We start from the raw sequence: 19,602 nt of genomic DNA, 5'->3' as shown, positions 1-19,602 counted from the left end.
AATTTTTGTTTTTTTAATTTGATATAAAAGCTATATTTTGATCTCCTTTTTCTTTGGCTTCTTCTTTTTCCTGTTCAGGTAAATGATGAATCCTGTGATGGGAAGTGAAGCTGCGATCATACCTGCAAAAAGATATAAAACCCTTCCTGTCATTCCCAAAATGCTTCCGGTGTGAAGGTCATAGTTCCTCTCTCTTAATGCGGTTCCGTATCCGATATTTTTGTCTTTATAAGATTGGTGCTTCAATATTTCGCCTGTATACTGATCGAAATTAAACTGCTCATTCTGGTATTGCCTGTTTCCATAGGTAACCTCAGCATAATAGGTTCCTTCTTCTGACCTGGGAAAACTGATGAGTGCGGATTGTTTATCAGCCAGACTTTTTCCCACCTTATTGCTTACAATATTCAGGATGCTTTTTTGATCTGTGTTTTTTTCGGAAGGAATTGTGCTTTTGGCTTTCTGTTCGGTCTTTGCTTTTCCGTTCAGTGTTTTTTTTACCCATTTATCAAAATCTTCAAAATTCCAGATCAATGCAGCATAAGAAATAAGAAGTAATGGAATGACAGCATAAAATCCTAAGACATTGTGCATATCATAGTTGACTCTTTTCCACTTTGCTGATGTTTTAATCAGGAACATTCCTTTCAATGCTTTCTTATTCATTTTGCGGGGATACCAGATAATCAACCCGGAAAAAAGCATAACAACCAGTATAAGTGTAGAATACCCTGTGATTGTTTTACCAATTTTTTCACCCAGTAAAAGCCTGCGGTGAAGATCCATAACAATTTCAAAAAAATCGGTTTTAGCATTTTCCACTTCAAGAACCTTTCCGGTATAAGGGTCAACATAAACTCTGTAATAATGGATATATGATCCCCAATACGTCAAAGCTTCATTATTCATTTTCAGGGACCGGAATGTATAGCTTCTTGATGGATCGGAGGATATTTCTACCCTGCTCACTTTCAGGCTGTCCGGTAATGCCTGTTCTGCCTTTAATTTAAGATCAGAAAATGGCAGTTTTTGCTTTTTTATGGTTTTGACGTAATATTTTTCAGGATGTATGGTATGCTTCAGTTCTTTTTCAAAAGCAAGAATACATCCGGTAACGGCCATTATTACAACTATAAGCCCGGACGTTAGTCCGAGCCATAGATGTAGCTGATAGGCTATTTTTCTTAGTACAGGATTCATATTAAAACTTAAGAGTTACCTCTGCAACAAAGTTACGGGGCATCTGGGCAACTATAACACCCTGTCCTGCGAAATACCTGGTATTTCCTACATTATTCATTTTAAATCCTAACCTGTATCTTTCCTTTTCAAGAGATAAAGAAGCATTGATTAAAGTATAGGCCGGAAATATAAACTGGCCCGTAGTTGCATTATCTACGGTAACCTGTTCACCGATACGGTTCACTCCAAGCCCCAATCCCAGCCCCTGAAGTCCCTGGATCGGCAGAATATAGCTTATCCATGAATTAAATACATTGGCAGGACCTGCAGATGAAGGACGGCGGCCATCAACAGAGGCGGCAGCCCTCACAAATTTACTGTCATTGTAAGAATATCCGGCCATAATGTTCAGCCCCTGAACCGGATTCAGAATGGTTTCAATTTCAATACCTTTACTTCTCTGCTCTCCATCCTGAATGGTGACATTATAGCTTTTCCCGTCCCGGATTACTTCAGTTGCTCTCAGCATATTATCAACCAGAATGTCATAATATCCTACTGTGAAATTCACCCTGTTTCTCCAAAGGTTTCCTTTTAAACCTACTTCCCACTGATTGGATCTCTGCGGTTTGAAATCTCCGCTGTAGTCTGAAAGCGGCTGAATAGAAGGAGGCGTATTGCTGAACCCGTTCATATAATTGGCATAGGCAGAAAGGCGGTTTTTATAGATCTGATACAGCACACCTATCTTAGGAGACCACGCATTCTGATTGAAAGCGCCTGAATTGATATTACTGTTCAGATTAAGTTGTCCTTTGCTTTCATAATGGTCGAAACGTAAGCTTAACAGGGTAATCAGACGGTCTGTAATATATACTGCATCTGAAACATAAGCCCCATAAATGTTACTTGATGTTGTATTTCTTTCCAGCGCTGCTTTAGACAACTGGATTTTCTGCAGAACAAGATCTTTGGAAATGAATCCGTAACCATTTGTAAGATTTTTTCCGTTGATGGTATCATATTTAACGATAGGCGAATTGTTATTGTTCAGGGACTGGTTCAGGTAATCCAATCCGATAAGAACTTTATTTTTAATTTTTCCTACTTTAAACTCTCCGTTAAAATTCTGCTGAATGCTGGTAGATGCTCCTTCAGAATTCTGCCATTGTACATTACGTTCCAAAAGGGCATCGCTGGTATTTCCTCTGATGAACTGATACTGGTACAGTCCTTCTGTTTTCCGGTAGTTCCTTGAAATTAAGGTCTGTGAGCTCCAGTTATCTGAAATCTTATAGTTAACCTCAGCTTTTACATTGATGGAAGGTGCTTTTAAGCTCATGTCATTATTGGAATAAGACCTTTTCCAGTCGAATCCAAGTTCATCAGGTGTTGCAGCGAAAAATTTTCTTGTTCTGGACAGGAAAATAATAGGAGTGTTTGTTCCTTCATAGGTATAAATCTGTGCTCCCAGGTTAAATGTCAATCTGTCGTTTACCTGGTAACTGAGTGTTGGTGCTACAAACATCGATTTTCTGAATTCAGAATCCCTGAACCCATTCTGGTACTGATAAGCAGCATTCAGACGGAAAAGTGTTTTCCTTGAATCCGTAACCGGGCCATACACATCAGCTGTGACGCGGTTCAGGTTGTAGCTTCCCAAAAGATAGGAAACTTCACCTCCGAAGTAATCCTTCGGTTTTTTGGTCATTACATTAATCAATCCCCCGAAAGAAGTAACTGCCCCACCGTACAAGGTTCCTGATGGGCCTTTGATCACATCAATTCGCTCAATATCTGCGGGGTCAATTTCGGTGTTGGTTGTTGCCGGAACACCATCTACCATAGAAACTCTTGTAGGAAATCCCCGTAAATTATAATAAAAACTTCCGTCTCCTGCTCTACCGGCACTTCCCTGCATTTTTACAATACCCGGAACGTTTTTTAACGCATCGGAAATATCATAAACAAGCTGTTCTTTCAGGATCTGCTGGTTAATACTTGTATAAAACTGTGGATTTTCCAGGTTTTTCAATGGCATTTTGGAGATGGAAGTACTGTCCTTATCCAGAAATTTATTCCTGCTTACGGCATATACTGTGATGCCTTCAATGACGTTGTTTTCTACTGAAGTATAAATTACCGGAATTTCAAAAATATCTTTCTCAATGCGGATCTGCTCACGCATCAGCTCGATATCATTTAAAACCACCTGAAGAGTATATTCTCCAGGCGGCACATTATCAAAGTAATATTCTCCTAAATTATTGGTTTTTGCCTGATACGGCGTATTGACTAATCTTAAAAGCGCATTTTTCACAGGCACTTTTTCAGACAGCATGACCTTGCCGTGAACGCGTTCACTCTGTTGTGCAGAGACAATAAGCGGAAAGCTGACAAGTAATAAAAGTAATATAAGGGTTCTAAATGTTTTCATGCTGTAAGTTTTGTAACAGTGGATAGTTGATTTTGCCGTTTTGTGATAATGGAAATGATTCTATGTGTTCGGTGCGTACATACTGCGGGTTGATACGCAGTTTATTCTTGATAGTCTCCGTAATGATCCGGGGATCAATTTCGCTGTTGTCATAAAGTACAATGATTTTTTTGTCATTGGAATTCAGGCAGACGAATGTATTGCCTTCCAACTCATTTTTAAGGATAAACTCTACCTCATCCAGGTTGAGACGGATCCCGAAAAGCTTCATAATCCTCTTGATTCTTCCTGTAATGTAGTATAATCCATTCTGTCCTCTTCTTGCCGTATCTCCCGTACGCAGAAGTCTGGGCTGTTCATAAGTTGAAAGGTCTTCCAGCTTATTGGCATAACCGCCACTGATGCTTGTATGTAAGAAAAGAAGTTCATCTGTTTCAGGATCGATCTGGAAGCTGCCGCCGTTTACCGGAGTTCCTATGGAAGTTTCCTCTTCAAGAAGTCCGTCTGTAGTAAGATAAGCCATTCTTCCTCCTGCTTCGGTTTGTCCGTACTGGGCAAAGAATTGTTTTTCGAATTCATGACAGTAATTAAAGATTGTTTTTCTCAATTCAGCGTTGATTACACCTCCGGTATGGGTCATGTATCTCAGGCTAGCGCTGTTTTTTCTGAAGAACCCTATCCTGTTCAGGTTTTCATACAGATAGGGAACTCCGCCAAGCGTGCTGTATCCGTATTGTTCCATTTCATCCCAGAATGCTTTCTGCATGATGTCTTTGTCCGTACAGACTATTCTTCCTGCCCGCATACAGTTGGTGGTAAAAATAGAAAAACCGTAGACGAAATTAATCGGTACGTTCAACGGAACTACATCCGTTTCCAGGATTGGCATATACTGAAGGATGCTTATTGCATTCTGATAAAGGTTTTCATCTGAAAGCTTCACCAGCTTCGGAACTCCGGTAGTTCCGGAAGTACTCAGCAGGATCTTGATTTCGGGATGAATGGTCACTTCCGGCTGGTAATCTTCTTTAGCAAAGATTTTCACCGTTTCCGAAAACTCCTTTAACGAATATCCCTGAACCTCATCTCTTGAGGGATCAAAGATGTATTTTGGACGGTACTCTCCTTCCAGGCGTTCTTTGAACTCCGAGTGCAGCTTCTGGCCCAAAACTGCAATGGCATGTGCTGTTCCGTAAAAATTGAGAAGTACCTCAATACTGGACAGCTGGTTGTCATTGTACAAAAAGATCAATCCTTTTTCCACAGGATTGAGGCCTAAAGAACGGTACAGGGTTCCAACCGGCGTGGTGGCACCGGTGGAAGCATCTGTAAACAACAAGTTCTTGTTGGCAATTACATTTTCTAAAATTTTCATATACTTAGTTTTCTACGAGTACATCGTATTTTTTCATTTTTTCGCGGATCTTTCCGACGGTTCCCATTTCAAGAATATCGTTGAAATCAAACTTTACCTGGTAGAACTGTTCCAAAGCTTCTACAATAAGCAGATGCGACATAGAATCCCATTCAGGAATTTCCTGATACGTAAGGTTTTCGTCTACCAGTTCTTTTTTTACAGCGATTGCTGATGCGATAATTTCATAAAATTCGTCTGTTGTGTGCATTTTAAATTTTTATAGTTTTCCATTTACCATTTTTGAAGATCATTAAGAATAGTACAGCCAATACAATTTCCGAAGAAACAATAGCCGTAAATATTCCTTTCAGTTCCCATTGAAGCCTTACCCCAAGCAGGTAAGCCAAAGGAAGCTGAATCACATAGAACATGATCATGTACAGCAGGGTTACCTGCATAATATTGCCGGCTGCATTCAGCGCACGGCTGATTACCATTGTAAAGCCTAATAAGAGATACGCCATAGATACCACATGGATGTACTGTACGGCATAGCGGGCTACTTCAGCTTCCTTCGTGAAGAAAGTTACCACATACTCTGCTGCAAACTGCCAGAATACAGCAACTGCTACCAGATAGGTCATATTGATTCCTCCGGCTCTCCATACTGTTTTCTCGGCACGGTCCGGATTTCCGGCGCCTAAATTCTGTCCTGTAAGTACTCCCGCGGCATTTCCAATTCCCCAGGCTGGCATTGTAGCTACAGAAGCAATTCTCTGGGCGATAATATATCCTGCAAGAGCTGTTGTTCCGAATGTTGCGATGATTTTAACCATAATCAGCCAGCTTGAAGCAGGGATAATATATTGAACAAGGCCTCCAAAAGTGATTTTCAGTATCTTCTTCAACAGTGAAAAATCAATATGGAATTTCACCAGAATATTGATACTGGTTTTTCTTGTAAGAAGAATAAAGAATTGGTACAAAACAGCTAATAAGCGTGATAAAACGGTGGCATAAGCCAGTCCCATTAATCCGTAAGCAGGAATAAAACCAAGTCCGAATACAAGAATCACGGCAAAGATCATACTTGAGATATGACAAAGCCAAAGCGATTTCATGGCCAGATCCGCATCTCCGGCTCCCCTGAACAATCCATTGATGGACAGACGCAGGATTACCAGACCTATGCTTAAAAAGACCAGTTGGGAGAAAGGCAGTCCGTTCTCAACTATCCCGGTATTAAACCCAAGAAAGCTGATGATTTCCCCTGCAAAAATAAATGACAGCCCACCAATCAGTACAGCAAAAGCAAAAGCCAGCAATATGATGTAATGGGCAGTCCGGCTCATACCTTCCTGGTCCTTTTCACCGGCTCTCCTTGCAGTAAGGGTTGCAGCAGCTATACCAAGTCCAATAGCAATGGCGTTGGCAAAATTGATGTAGTTATCTGTAATCCCTACAAGTCCGAGAACTTTATCCCCCAGCTTTGCAATAATCAGAAGATTGATGCTGACGAAAACAGATTCCATCACAAGCTCCATAACCATAGGAATGGCCAGACTGAAGATAGAACGGTTGATACTGCCTGATGTAAGCTCTATCTTTTTCCCTGCCAAAGCTCCGTACGCAAATACAGATCCTTCCTTTACAAGATGCAGAAGCTTCCTCATACCGTCGCTACAGAGTTTTTATTGGCAATCTGATACAGAGGATTGGGCAGTGCGCCATCTTTCCTCGGAATGGCAAATGCCTTATTTTCACTGTATCCACCATTTTTCAGACGCAGGCTGTTGATATAGAATCTCTTAAACTCAGGGGTATAAAGATCATACTTTTCGTATCGTTCATTCAGATGGGGATTGTGATTTTTGTAGTTCTCCACACATTCATGAACAAGTGTCCAGAATTCTTCTTCGTGAAAGTCTGCATAAGTGTGCAATACATTCGATAAGTACCTGAAGAAGGCATCAAAAACACCTAACAGAATAGACAACGGAACATTTTCCTTATTGGAAGACTGAATGAGTCCGTCTGCCAGATGATCAGGAAGTTTTTCCCTAGCTTCTGTGGTCAGGACAATATCATCCACGAAATCCTTGATGACAATTCTTTGAGGTACTCCGTTTTTCAATACTACCATAATATTTTCACCGTGAGGTGTTACACAAAGAGAATGGGTGTAATAGATATGAAGAAGCGGTGTAAGATAGGCATCAAGATAATTGGTAATCCATTGTTTAATACTGATCCCTGCTTTTTCTGCAAAAGCCTGAACCAAAGAAATCCCGTTCTGATCTACAAATAAAAGGGAAGCCATGGTGAACATTTCTTCGTCCTCTTGTAAATATTTTGAAGCACTTTCACGCCACAAAGCCCCTAAAAACTCATTGTACTGATAAGGAACTCCGGCAATTGCACTGTAATGAGGATGCAGATAAGCAATGGAAGCTTCTTCTCCCAAAAAGATGGTACCCTTGTTTTCCAGATAAGCATCATCTTTAATCAAACCTTTAACCCAATCCGTAATGGCCGGAGCGATCTTCATCTGCTTGGGAGATAACCCTCTGATGTTACCTGTGCTTAGAATAGAAACTGCTGTTTTCAGGTATCTTTTTTCAGGATGGCCTGTATTAAATAATGTTCTGATGCTTTGCTGCGGGCTGTACCTATCATTTCCTTCGCCTAATAGTATTAAAATACCTGAAGCGATATCACCTGCAAAGTGGATCTTCAGTTTGTGTTCCCACTGCCACGGATGAACCGGAATTAAATTATAATCCTGAACGGATTTTCCTTCGTCAATAAGCTTTTGCTGAAATTCTTCAAACAGCTCATTTCCCATTTCAGAACGGTAAAACTCTTCCTGGTTAATATGCTCCAAAGACTGAAATGCGGACCTGTCTTTATGGGCAGCCAGCCACAGAACTTTTAAATCCTTACCTGCTTCAGGAGCAAAATTTTCAAGATCAGTTGGGGAAAAGCCCAGCCTGCTTTTATTGACAATCACCCAGGGATGTCCTGTCATCTGATGTTCTACGGTCTGGTAATTGCTTGATGCAAGATCTTTTGATGATTTAACACCTCGCGATAGGATTAAGGCATCACAATATAAGGTATGCAGTAATTCTTCGGTATATCTTGCCAGCGTATTGGCATCCAGATCGAATATGGTCTGCATTTCAAAGAAGAACTGAGGAATATTCAGAGCTGAGGTTTTTATGCCGTTCTCTGTTTTTACGATGTTGTCTTTATCGATATGCCAGTAATCCATCATTCTTTTCTGTCCCCGGAATGTGTACTCTATATTTTCGATACCGGTTTCCAGTTTAAAAACGGTGAATCCTGATTCATCCTGAAGGACAGGAGCAGGTTTAAGCCGTTCTTCATGCATCAGTTCTGCAAGGGTTTTAGCCATAAGGTCTCTGTTGGCCTGTAACCAGATTTCCTGACTGATTGTATTTAAATTAGTGTTCATTTTCTGTTATATTTTTGCGGGTGACATTGCTGCATGTTTTTCTACATCAAAATCCTGAAAAGCTATTTTCTTTTCAATCTTATAATATTCTCTTCCCAAAATATCATTGATGATATAGGAATTACGGTAAGCCGCCATTCCCAGGTCAGTGGAAATATAACTGTGGGTATGTACCTCTGCGTGAAGCACATAAATTTCGCCACCATTATGATCTATGGAATAATTTCTGTTTACTGCAAATAAACCGCCTGAGTCTCTTTTAATCCTGGACTGGATATTCTTTAAAAATGCAGGTTCATGATAACGGTATCCTGTTCCTATCACCAGATAGTCAGCTTCCTGTTCATAAGGTACTTCCTGTTCCAGTTGGGTGAATTCAAGAGTAAGATGATCTGTACTGCTGTTGTCTACCTTATCCAGTTGACTGTTAGGAATAATTGTCAGCTTTGGATCAGCATTGTCAATATTAAGATCGTAGATAAAATCGTAAATCTGATTGATAAGGTCATAGTTGATGCCTTTAAACTGTGCCTGCTGTTTGCTTAAAATGGTTTTTCTTGCTGTTTCACTTCTGCCATAGAAATAGTCTACATAATCAGGAGAAGTAAGTTCCAGGGTCAGTTTTGAATATTCCATAGGAAAGAAACGATCAGGGCGTGAATACCAGCCCAGTTGTGTATCTTCATCACGGCTCTGTAATAAATCATAGAAAACCTCTGCAGCACTCTGTCCGGAACCTATTACAGCAATTTTTTTGCCTTGTGATAAAAGTTCTTCCTTTCGGTACAGATAAGAGCTTGTATGCAGAATACGTGAATCATCTTTCGGAATAAATGAAGGAATGTGAGGCTGTGTACCGGTTCCCAAGATCAGTCTTTCTGTTCTGAAAACTTCTGTTTCCTTGGTTTTCGTATGAATAGTTGTAATTAAATACAATCCGTTTTCATAGACAATATCCACAACCTGCGTTGAGAAACGGCATTGCGGCAACTGGTTCACCACCCACTGGCAGTATCGGTTGTATTCTTTACGTGGAATGAAAAAATCTTCCCTGATAAAGAATTTGTAAAGCCTGTTTGTCTCCTTTAAATAATTCAGAAGGCTTAAGGGATTGGTAGGATCTGCCATGGATACGCAGTCGCACAGAAAAGGTGTCTGTAGGGTTACATGGTCTATCATTAATCCCGGATGCCAGTCGAAGCCGTCTCTCTGGTCCAGGAAAAGGGTTTTTAATTCAGAAATCGGATTGGATAATGCTGCCAGTCCCAGATTGAAAGGACCGATGCCTATTCCGATCACGTTATATATATTATCGTTATTCATGTTCAGTGATTTTTACGGTGAATTCTACATCTTTGTTTTGCGGGAACTTTTCCCAGTACCATTCTCTGTAGCAGAAATTGAGGTTGGCTTTTTTATGAGGCATTTCAATGACTTTATCTACTTTGAACCCGACATGGGCTTTATTCATCATAGAAGCCAGAGAATCTACCGAGCCTTCCCCTACCATTTTTCCAACCTCAGGCTGGGCAAATACATAATCTACCATAGACTGTGTGGAAGGTGAAACATATTTCTTCTTCGGATCTGTTGGTGCAATAAATTGGTGGGTTCCGTAATCGGTTGGCAGTACATCATAGTAATCGCCGACAATATCTCTGCATGGCCAGTAAACCTCAATATTGCATGTAGGTTCACCATTGCTCATGATGATGTAGCTGTGTGCTTCATCTCCCGGAAGCATCAGTCGGTAGTAGGTTTCCAGTTCATCAATCGGCCAGTTCATTTGCCAGATTTTGATCGCATGTTCCCGGTTGAACCATTCATGAAGCATTTCAAGGTCTTCATCAATATCTATAGGTCTTATGGTAACTGTGACATCATCTTTCTGGAAATAACGCTTAAAGAAAGCTTCTTTTCCTATTGGATGAATCAGCTGATCCGAGAAATAATAATAATGAAGAAGATTCGGAACTTTAGCATAAGAAATGGCTCCTGCGCTGGTAATTCCGTCAATTTCATTAGCAACTGCCTTAAAGTTTGTTTTGGTTCCCCAATAGCGGTTTTTAAGGGCGTAACGGGTGAAATCTGACGGCATTTCCTGATGAATTAGCTTAAATTCATTATGCAGTATATTGATCAGATCTCTTTCTTTGGCCCATCCTGTCTTTCCCAATGAAGCAATAAGTGCGGAAAGATTGCTTACCAGCACATGATAAGAGATTATATCTAAAAGTCGTTCGTCTTTGATGAAAAGGTCTTCAATTTCAGGATACTGTTTTGAAAGTTCAGTGTACTGATCTCTTGTGCTTTCTCTCAGTAAATAACCCTGTGCGTCTCTTACAAAAAGAGTTTGTGGCAGCAACTGGTCATCCAGTTTGATCAGAAGGTTTTGCTGATGCGCTTCAGGAGCCATTCCGTACTGGCTGTACAAATGGTTTAAAGGAGCAATCAGTAATCTGACGTATTTTTCAAACCAGATCGTTACAGATTCTTCAGGGCTTGTGCTCAGTTTTTCTGAAACTTCCTTAAAGAACTGCTGGATGAAGTTTTGTCCCTCTGCAGGTTCATCCTGGCAAAGTCGTGCCAGTAACAATATTTTGTCTTCAGGTGAAAATGGATTTTCACGGAAAAGCAGGTTCAGACTTTCAATGTTTTTATCTTCATGATAAACGCCTAATGTTACCGGTTCCAGCAGCAATCTGAACTGATCAAAATCCTTTTCAAAAGATGCTCCCGCATGTTTACGCCACAATGCCGATGCATACCCTCTTGCCAAGTCCTTTTCCGTATTGATTCTTATAGAACCGGTTAAAAGGACATTTAAGGAAAACTTAGGCATCCACGGGACATCCGGACTGTACATACTTCTGATGGATGAGGTTGAATAAAATTCTTCCCCTAAAGTTCCAATGTGAATTAAAGTACGGTTGCCGACCATTTCAGAACCTTCTTTTGTAGATAAAAGATAGCTGGCTTCCCACGGATGACACGGAACTGTATAAAAATCTGAAATATTTTCATTAATATATTTCTGCTCGAGATTTTCAGGCAGTGAAACTATACTTTTCAGGAATTCGCTGTAAGGAATATCCAGAACAGAGTTTTTTTTCACGCAGTTTTTATGGACGAGAAAATATTCAAGCTTGATCCCTTTATTGAATTCAGGGCCGTAAAGAAGCTGCTCTTCTCTGGAAAACCCCATTCTTGCTTTTGTAAAGGGGTGAAGATTATGCCCTACGGGAAGCTGCTGTTCAGATTCAAGGAAAGAAAAGGTTAATGTGTTTTTCTTCTTTAAACCTTCAGTCATGATCATTTGGAGATTGTGGAAACTGCTTTGAATTCTTTTCGTAAAAAGCTCAAGTCCCTGCTGCGTTGATGCTTCAGAAAGTTCCTGATATACCAAAGCAGTCAACTGATCAATATCAGCCTCAGAAACTGTCTGATTGTTATGATCTACGATCCATAAAGGCATGCCATAATTATGAAAGGTACTTTCAGAGCGGTAAGAAACGGGCGCGAATAAAAAGACTTTGCTTTTCTTCAATTCAAATCTTATATGCAGCGGATAAATGCTGTTTTGAAGTGCTTGAGCCGTTAACGTATCATATTTTGGGACTCCCTGATAAAATCTTCCGTTTCCAAGTTCGCGAAGCATGCCGTTCAGCAGAATTCTTACCGTAATTTCCTGTGCCTGTTCAGTGAATTTAGTTTGCTGTACCAAAGTCTTCTCCATGCGCTTTTATCTTGTTTAAAATTTGATGAACATCTTCTGTTGTTGTAATCGGGTTTAGGAAGGTAAACTTCAGGTAGAAATTTCCGTCTGCTTTCGTGCTGGCTACAAGGACTTCCCCGCTGTAGAAAAGCTTCATTTTGATGTATTGATTCAAAGCATTCAGATCTTCTACATCTGGTCTGATATAGCGGAAAACCAGAACACTCAGATCCGTATCGGAAAGCAGTTCGAAATCTGCGTTTTCGCGGATCATGGACGCAACATCTTTCGTAAGGTCTATTACAGTATCTGTATACTCGGCCAATTGTTCTTTACCCATCATTCTTAACGTGAACCATAATTTCAGGGCATCAAATCTGCGGGTACTCTGGATAATGGATTTGTTGATCTGTGCAGGAATTTCCTCTTCATCCATTTCTGCGGGATTCAGATAATCTGCATGATGCTTCAGGATTCTCAGTTCTCTTTTGTTCTTCACGATGAAAGCACTGCTGCTTATAGGCTGGAAGAATGATTTGTGATAATCTATCGTCACAGAATCCGCTCTTTCTATACCATTCAGAAGATGACGGTATTTTTCACTTAATAATAAAGCGCATCCGTAAGCCGCATCTACATGCATCCAGATATTATATTGTTCTGCAATATTAGCGATGTCTTCCAGGGGATCTACGTTTCCAAAGTCTGTGGTTCCGGCGGTTGCTACAATCCCGATTGGGATATTTCCCATCTGTTCTTCTCTTTTGATATATTTTTTCAGCAAAGCGATATCCATGCAGAACCTTTCATCTGTAGGAACTTTTACGATGCTTTTCTCGCCCAATCCCATGATAGAGGCATTTTTTAAATTGCTGAAGTGGGATTTGTCAGAAACAAAGATTCTAAACCTACCTGCTTCCTGCGGAAGACCATCAAGCTTAATAGTATGATTGTATCTCTTTTGGGAAAAACAGTCGCGCATCATAACAAGCCCCATCAGGTTACTCTGTGATCCGCCTGCGGTGAAAACCCCGTCGCTTTTATCCGGGCTATATCCCAATTGTTCTGCGGTCCAGTCGATCAGTTTTCTTTCCATGAATGTTCCTCCCGCACTCTGATCGTAAGTATCCTGGGAAGAATTGATGGCGCTTACAAGGATTTCTCCCGCTAATGCCGGAATTACAATAGGACAGTTAAGGTGTGCCACGTATTGTGGTAAATGGAAAGCAGTGGCGTGCTTTACATATATAGTGTCTACTTCATCCAGTAGTTCCTGGTAAGAAGACAGTTTTTGATTAAGGTCTATCTGCTGTACCATGCCTTTCATTTCTTTGGCTTCTATTCCGCTGAAGGGTTTTTGATTTCTGTGAAGAAATGTTCCCACAAGGTCTAAAGTTTCTTCTACCGCGGAACGGTAATGATCATAATTATCAGAATGAAAAATATTTCCAAAATTCCCCGAAATGTGAGGTAAGGAAGCGTTCATGAGGTCTCCAACGGGCATTTGATTGTTGTTCATATACGTTTATGTAAGGTGATTTTAAAATCAGTAAGTTGTGTGAAATTCATTTGATATACAAGTATATATATCTGACAGTCAAGTCTTTAATTTTTACATTTTTTTAAATATTTATTTGGTGGTTTGTAAATTATTCATAAATTTGGCCAGTCAATTCTTATTTAGAATAATTAAAAACAAATATAAAAATTATATTCACACACCAAATATTTTTTTAATGAATTCTTTAGAAATTTTAGATAACGACAGTATTACTGCGGTAAAACTGCTTCCAAGAGTCGTTGAGATCACATCTCAGGAAAGAAGAATGATACAAGATGCAGCGGAGCATCTTCAGAGAAAATACGGCAGCTATGAAAACCGTGAATTTATTACCCATGTTCATCAGCTTGCTTCTTATTTTTTACCGGAAAGAATTCTACATATAGCCGCTGATTTTGCCAGCGATTTTTCAAAGAACCAGTACGGAGCACTGGCTTTCAGAGGGTTGATGGATATTGACCAGGAGAATATAGGCACTACGCCTGCTAACTGGCAGTCTGCAGATTATTCCAAATTCAATATCTATGGTTTTGCCTGTGCGCTGATTCATGGTGCGCTTCCGTCCAAACCGGTACAATATTACTCACAGCGTAAAGGTGGAGGATTGATGCATGCTATTATCCCGGATGAAAAAATGCGGGAAACTCAGACGGGATCAGGTTCATCAACAGATCTTTATGTGCATACGGAAGATGCTTTCCTGAAACACCAGGCTGATTTTTTAAGCTTTATGTACATCAGAAATGAAGAGCAGGTACCTTCTACCCTATACTCTATCCGTTCCCATGAATCTATCGGGGAAAAATTCAGGCCCCTTTTTGAGCCTATGTATAAAATTCCGAAAGATGCCAATCTTGAAACTGGAGCCAATGAAGAAGAGGTATTGGATGCTATTCTGTATGGCAATTATGAGCTTCCATTCATGAGGTTTGATGCAGCGGAACAGCTGTTCAATCCAAGCATCAGGCAAAGTGATGAGGCTCATCATCATCTGAATGAGTTCTGGGAGGAGGCAAGAGATCTTATCTATTCAGGCTTCACACCGCAGGCAGGAGATGTGATATTGGTCAATAATCATTTGTGTGCTCACGGAAGATCGGCTTTCAGAGCAGGGATAAGAAATATTGACGGGATAGAATACCGCTGCGAAAGAAGAATCATGCTCAGAATGATGAGTAAGGTAAGTTTGCTGGATATGAGAGGCCATACCCGCACGGAAGACCCGTTCTTTGTGATTGAAGAGCACTTGGGCAAAAACTTTGAAAATATTTAAAATGTTTCATTGATATTTGATAATCATTATGAGAAATCCTTTTAAGTCCTGTGCTTAAAAGGATTTCTATTTTAGAAATATAAGATGTAATACGTTTTATTGAACTAAAGTTTTTTTCATCATCAGGTCGGTCTGCTCATCATCTCCCAACCTGAATGTATGATTTCCGAATACCTCAAAACCATTCTTCCTGTAAAAATTAAGCGCCCGGAGGTTCTGTTCCCAGACTCCAAGCCAAAGATATCCTTTCTTCAAACTTTGGGCTGTTTCAAGGGCTTTGTCATATAATAACTGGCCTACTTTCTGACCATGGTGGCTTTTTTTGACGTAAATACGCTCTATTTCCAAAGAAGTATCGTCCTGCAGCTCAGTTTGTGCCTGGCCGGAATTTAATTTCAGGTAACCAACAGGAATATCCTCTTCCCAGGCAATAAAGAAATAGGAATCAGGATTATTTAACTCTGATTTTATTTTTTCTGTACTGAAGCTTTCTTCAAGATAGATTTTCATCGCTTCTTCTGAATTGCTTTCCGCAAAAGTTTCATGGAAAGTCTGCCTGCCTACATTCTGTATGGTTTCCAGATCTTCAGTTGAAGCTTTGTTGATAATAACAGATGCCATTTTATTTCTCTTAAAATAATAATTTTTTGAATGCTTCAGAAGCCAGATGGACCTGAACCGACCAATCGTCTGCCGCATCGCTTCCTGCATCATCTGAAATATATTTCAGGCACAGGAAAGGAATATTTTCTTTTTTTGCAATCAGAGCAAGCGGATAAGCTTCCATGTCTACAATATTATAGTCTGTTTCAGAATGATTCATCTCAAAACTGTCGCCGCTGCCACAAATTCCTTCTTCCAGGCCATTCATCTGAAGGCCATATTCCAGAACAGGCGGAATACCGGATAAAGGGGTTTCATAGAGACTGAAACCAAGCCCTCTCACATCCATATCCCGTTGGATAAACTTCGTACAGCATACCACCTCGCCTTTACCAAAACTTTTACTTCCTGCAGAACCCAGATTAACAATCAGTTGAGGCTTTCTGGAATGAATTTCCCGGGTAAGTTCTATAGCTGCATTCACTTTTCCTATTCCAGTCACCAATTTATTTTTTCCTTCAAAAGCTTTTCCTGCTTCGGAATCCAGAGCAAAAACAAACAATGTTTCTGAAATTGGATATTGAGCTTCGGCATTGATTTTTATCATTGAGCAAATTATTTAAACAAAAATAAGCATTGAAAAAATAAAAACGGGAACTGTTTCCTGTTTTTATTGAGTCGTACAGTACAAAAAAACACCCGGATTGAGGTGTTCTTTATATTGAATAAGCTGATTTATATTTTATTATAAAATACTAATAACACTAAGATCTTTCACAAATTCCACATATCTTAACAGGCTTTAATAGTGCTATTTGTGAATCTGTTGGTGATATTAGTGGTTAAAACAAAGGTTCTCAATTTCTCAAATTTCCTTACATACTGCATCCATCAGCATCACATGACGCACCACCTTGAGAAAGATCTTTAAGCGGGCTTACTGTTTCTTTATATGTCTGCTGAAGGGCATCTGCAAAAACTTCCGCCAGCTGTGCACCTGATACGGCATATTTTCCGTTCAGAATAAAGAAAGGAACGCCGGAAATACCATTGTTTTTCGCTTCCTGAATATCCTGATTAATCCCATAATCAAACTGATCTGTAGTTAAAGCCTTTCTTGCCTCATCTTTATCAATACCCGTATTTTCTGCCAAAGAAACAAGTTCTTCCAGATCTCCTACGTTTTTTCCGTCAATAAAATGAGCTTTAAAAAGAGCTTCCTCCATCTCATTGGATTTGCCGTGTTTTTTAGCAAGATGAAGTAATTTGTGGGCAGTAAAAGTGTTGGTGATTATTGCTTTTTCAAAATTGAAATCAATTCCTGCGCCTTTTCCCATCTGGGCAACCTGATTAATCATCTGTGAAGCCTGTTCTGCCGGAAATCCCTTTTTTTCTTTGAAATATTCAATTGTATTCTGAGGTTTTGAGGTATCCAGGGTTGGATCTAACTGGAAACTCTTCCACTCTACTTCTATTTCGTTTTTAAATGGAAGTTTTTCAAGAGCCTGCTCGAAATTGTGTTTTCCGATATAACAAAATGGACACATAACATCGGACCATATTTCTATTTTCATTTTTTAATTTTTGATGAAATTATTTATAGCACAAATTTAGGGTATTTTATTTAATGTAACAAGATTTGTTACAATATATTTAAACAAAAGAAAATTTTTTAAAATCAGTTTGATGATCCATTCACTTTATTACAGAACAGCACATGCACAATGATTGCAAACAACCCGAAAGAAGCTCCTACAAAACAGACTCCTTCCCACTGTGCCTGCTGCCAGGCTATAGAAGCCAGCCAGGTTCCAAGCGATCCGCCGATGAAATACGAAACCATATATACCGTATTCAGACGGTTCACTGCATTGGATTTAATTAAAAAATAATTGGTCTGGTTCATGATATGGCTGGATTGTACTCCAAGATCAACCAAAATAACCCCGACAATCAATCCCCAGTAAGTTTCCCCGGCAAAATACGTAAAGGCCCAGCTTCCTATCACAATAAAAAGGGAGTACAATATGATTCTGTTGATATCAAGATATTTCTGAAGTTTTCCCACTTTAGCTGCTGCCAGTGCTCCTACCGCTCCGGCAAGTCCGAAGCTTCCCACAACCGAAGAACCCGCATTGAAGGGCGGTTTCTCCATATGAAAGACCAAAGTGGTAAATAAAGCACACATAGATCCGAATGCCATCGCTCCACGGAATGAAGCCAGCTGCAGTATCGGCTGTGTTTTAGCCAGATGAACAACGGAACGCATCAATTCCCTGTACGTTCCCTTAAAATTGGGAGGCATTTCGGGCAACATTTTATATACGGCAATCCAAACAAAAACCATTAATCCTGCAGCAATACCGAACATGGCTCTCCAGCCCCAGACCTCTCCTACAATACCGCCAATGAAACGGGACAAAAGGATTCCCAGAAGAAGTCCGGACATTACAAGTCCAATGTTGGATGATTTTTCTTTATCCGAAGAAAGTTCTGCTGCAATAGGTACAAACAGCTGGGGAATTACCGAAGTTGCCCCTATCATAAGGCTTGCTGCATAAAGCATCCATAATTGAGTGGCAAAGGTCATCCAAAGCAAAGATCCGAATACAAGAACCAAATCCAATAAAATTAATTTTTTCCGGAAAAATTTATCTCCAAGAGGGACAAGCAGCAGAAGCCCTAAAGCGTAACCTATTTGGGTAAGTACGGAAATTTTGCTTGCCGCGCTTTCGGAAACATGCAGATCATCAGAAATAAGGGCCAGCAGAGGCTGGTTATAATAATTGTTGGCAACCACAAGGCCTGAAATAACAGCCATCAGCCAGATTACAGTACGGGAAATGGCGGAGGGTGAACTTACCTGCATGATATAATCGGAGTTTTATTTAGCTTATGTTAGAATGAGTGTAGAGAGAGTTATAAATGGCTTAAAAAGTCAAAATAAATATGCTTCTCAGAACTGTCAAAGGTAATCAATTTTAAAAAAAAAAGACCGTTTGGAAACGAGCTCTTTCAATCAACTACAGACATTTAATTGTAAAATAATTTATTGGCAGGAAAATAGGGAAATACTTTTTTTGTTGGTAATGGTTTGAAGAAAACCAGCTATATATTTTATATTCTACCTTAACGCAAAAACAGCGGTCAATATTTTGTGGTAATATCCTTTTTGTTTCAATTTTTTTAGCAAATTTGTAATAAAACACATTTCAAACTAATTCCATGGATTTTAAACAACAGCTTTTACAACAGTCGATGGAGGCCAAAGAGATTTTTTTGCCTCACATTTCAGCCGATCCGGTTATTTTCGGGTTTGAGCATAACGAGCTTAAAGTTTTGCTTATTAAAACCAATTACAGAAAACAATGGCTGCTTCCGGGTGGTTATGTTGGAAAAGATGAAGATCTGGATGAAGCCGTAAAGAGAATCCTTAAGGAAAGATCCGGAGTTACCGATGTTTATCTCGAAGAATTTGGTGTATTCGGAAGGAAAAACAGAAGTGAGTTTTATTTTGAAGATTTTGATGAAACACTTTTTCAGAAACAGCGATTTGTTACGGTGGGATATTATGCGTTATACAGTCCTTCAGGATTTCGTCTTATCCCTGATGAGTTCAGTGAGACATGTGAATGGGTATTTCTCAGCAGACTGCCGGAAATAGAATTTGGGATGGACCATTATGAAATCATTCAAAAGGCCCTGTTTACCCTGAGACAGAAAATATCTACAAAACCTATCGGGAAAAATCTGCTGCCTGAGAAATTTACCCTTCCGGAACTGCAGAAATTATATGAAGCTATTTTAGGAAAAGAGCTCAACCGGGGGAATTTTTACAGGAAAATAAAGAACCTGGGAATTTTGAAAAAACTTGATGAACAGAGACGTGGTGGCGCTCACAAAGCTCCGGACCTCTACTCTTTTGATGAAGAACATTATGCCAAAGCTATGGAAAACGGGCTGAACAGCTGGTAGTATGATCGTTTTTTCCAATGA

At 39.8% G+C, this 19,602-nt stretch carries 15 protein-coding genes; 2 read left to right on the top strand and 13 right to left on the bottom strand.

The genetic code is table 11. The annotated features are described in order from the left end of the window. Positions 1-30: 30 nt before the first annotated feature. From HNP36_RS05195 to HNP36_RS05155, 9 genes are read right to left on the bottom strand one after another with little or no spacing between them, the layout of a single operon-like run. The gene (locus tag HNP36_RS05195) at positions 31-1,200 is read right to left on the bottom strand and encodes a PepSY-associated TM helix domain-containing protein (RefSeq protein ID WP_184159727.1); all 1,170 of its coding nucleotides are present in this window, start codon (positions 1,198-1,200) and stop codon (positions 31-33) included. A 1-nt stretch (position 1,201) separates the two neighbouring features. After that, positions 1,202-3,619, bottom strand: coding sequence for a TonB-dependent receptor (locus tag HNP36_RS05190; RefSeq protein WP_184159729.1), 2,418 nt, complete (start codon positions 3,617-3,619; stop codon positions 1,202-1,204). Next, a complete protein-coding gene (locus HNP36_RS05185) occupies positions 3,606-4,994 on the bottom strand; it encodes an AMP-binding protein (RefSeq protein WP_184159731.1) in 1,389 nt (462 codons plus the stop codon). The genes HNP36_RS05190 and HNP36_RS05185 overlap by 14 nt, the downstream gene beginning before the upstream one ends. Before the next feature lie 4 nt (positions 4,995-4,998). After that, positions 4,999-5,244, bottom strand: a complete 246-nt coding sequence (locus HNP36_RS05180; protein ID WP_048504159.1) for an acyl carrier protein — start codon at positions 5,242-5,244, stop codon at positions 4,999-5,001. Position 5,245: 1 nt separating this feature from the next. Next, the gene (locus HNP36_RS05175; RefSeq protein ID WP_184159733.1) at positions 5,246-6,649 is read right to left on the bottom strand and encodes an MATE family efflux transporter; all 1,404 of its coding nucleotides are present in this window, start codon (positions 6,647-6,649) and stop codon (positions 5,246-5,248) included. Then, positions 6,646-8,454, bottom strand: a complete 1,809-nt coding sequence (locus tag HNP36_RS05170; protein ID WP_184159736.1) for an IucA/IucC family protein — start codon at positions 8,452-8,454, stop codon at positions 6,646-6,648. Before HNP36_RS05170 ends, HNP36_RS05175 begins: the two co-directional genes overlap by 4 nt. A 6-nt stretch (positions 8,455-8,460) precedes the next feature. Next, complete coding sequence (locus tag HNP36_RS05165) at positions 8,461-9,777, bottom strand: lysine N(6)-hydroxylase/L-ornithine N(5)-oxygenase family protein (RefSeq protein WP_184159738.1); 1,317 nt, start codon at positions 9,775-9,777, stop codon at positions 8,461-8,463. Beyond that, positions 9,770-12,190 carry a GNAT family N-acetyltransferase gene (locus tag HNP36_RS05160; protein ID WP_184159740.1) on the bottom strand — a complete coding sequence of 807 codons (2,421 nt, stop codon included), beginning with the start codon at positions 12,188-12,190 and terminating at the stop codon, positions 9,770-9,772. The genes HNP36_RS05165 and HNP36_RS05160 overlap by 8 nt, the downstream gene beginning before the upstream one ends. Then, entirely contained in the window at positions 12,162-13,688 is a 1,527-nt protein-coding gene (locus HNP36_RS05155; RefSeq protein WP_184159742.1) for a pyridoxal phosphate-dependent decarboxylase family protein, read from the bottom strand. Before HNP36_RS05155 ends, HNP36_RS05160 begins: the two co-directional genes overlap by 29 nt. Positions 13,689-13,905: 217 nt before the next feature. Between HNP36_RS05155 and HNP36_RS05150 the strand changes: the two genes are divergently transcribed. Next, on the top strand, positions 13,906-15,003 hold the full coding sequence (locus HNP36_RS05150) for a TauD/TfdA family dioxygenase (RefSeq protein ID WP_184159744.1): 1,098 nt from the start codon (positions 13,906-13,908) through the stop codon (positions 15,001-15,003). Positions 15,004-15,099: 96 nt separating this feature from the next. On the opposite strand, the gene HNP36_RS05145 is transcribed toward HNP36_RS05150, so the two are convergent. The 4 genes from HNP36_RS05145 to HNP36_RS05130 form a co-directional block, all read right to left on the bottom strand. Continuing rightward, positions 15,100-15,624: a GNAT family N-acetyltransferase gene (locus HNP36_RS05145; RefSeq protein ID WP_184159745.1), complete on the bottom strand. Its 525-nt coding sequence runs from the start codon at positions 15,622-15,624 to the stop codon at positions 15,100-15,102. 10 nt (positions 15,625-15,634) lie between these two features. Then, positions 15,635-16,213 carry a nucleosidase gene (locus tag HNP36_RS05140; protein WP_184159746.1) on the bottom strand — a complete coding sequence of 193 codons (579 nt, stop codon included), beginning with the start codon at positions 16,211-16,213 and terminating at the stop codon, positions 15,635-15,637. Between the two features lie 268 nt (positions 16,214-16,481). Further along, a complete protein-coding gene (locus HNP36_RS05135) occupies positions 16,482-17,180 on the bottom strand; it encodes a DsbA family protein (protein WP_184159748.1) in 699 nt (232 codons plus the stop codon). Between the two features lie 104 nt (positions 17,181-17,284). Then, complete coding sequence (locus HNP36_RS05130) at positions 17,285-18,475, bottom strand: MFS transporter (protein ID WP_184159750.1); 1,191 nt, start codon at positions 18,473-18,475, stop codon at positions 17,285-17,287. Positions 18,476-18,831: 356 nt separating this feature from the next. Here HNP36_RS05130 and HNP36_RS05125 point away from each other — a divergent pair, with 356 nt between their 5' ends. Then, the gene (locus HNP36_RS05125) at positions 18,832-19,581 is read left to right on the top strand and encodes an NUDIX hydrolase (RefSeq protein WP_184159752.1); all 750 of its coding nucleotides are present in this window, start codon (positions 18,832-18,834) and stop codon (positions 19,579-19,581) included. The last annotated feature ends 21 nt before the right edge of the window (positions 19,582-19,602 follow it).

Origin of the sequence: Chryseobacterium shigense, from assembly GCF_014207845.1 — a bacterium.
GTDB lineage: Bacteria > Bacteroidota > Bacteroidia > Flavobacteriales > Weeksellaceae > Chryseobacterium > Chryseobacterium shigense_A.
This window is presented reverse-complemented; position numbering and strand designations above follow the sequence as displayed.